Origin of the sequence: Pseudoalteromonas sp. S3785, assembly GCF_005887365.1 — a bacterium.
In the GTDB taxonomy this organism is placed as follows: domain Bacteria; phylum Pseudomonadota; class Gammaproteobacteria; order Enterobacterales; family Alteromonadaceae; genus Pseudoalteromonas.
The window spans coordinates 1-319 of sequence record NZ_PNCT01000215.1 but is presented as its reverse complement, the minus strand read 5'-3'; the positions used below and the strand labels follow the sequence as shown (position 1 = coordinate 319).

Annotated in this window: 1 protein-coding gene; it reads right to left on the bottom strand. The window is 36.4% G+C overall.

Annotation, left to right across the window (positions count from 1 at the left end):
* A partial coding sequence (locus tag CWC17_RS19195) for a phosphoglucose isomerase-related protein (protein ID WP_502704923.1) occupies nt 1-265 on the bottom strand: 265 nt, incomplete at its 3' end.
* Nucleotides 266-319 lie beyond the last annotated feature (54 nt).

The following is a 319-nucleotide window of genomic DNA, read 5'->3' as shown; positions in this document are numbered from 1 at the left end:
CTGTAATATTAATTTTTTCACCGCTGAACATTTTGTCGCGCCAAGAGGCGATATCGCACTCTTTAGCAAGCTCGATCAGTTGTGCAAAAATAGTTTTATCGATACGTTGCTTTGAATAATCAAACAACACACCCGGATTTTGAGTAGAGAATGGATCAAATCGTGTATCATCTTGTGCAAATAACGTTTTTAGATGGGTGTGGTTCATCTGCTCGGCTCTATTTTGTAGTGCTTGCCAACTTGCTAATTGCGAACGAGTAGACATGTAAATATACTCTAAAATATTTAACCTAATGATTTAAACACAGTTTTAGGTAAA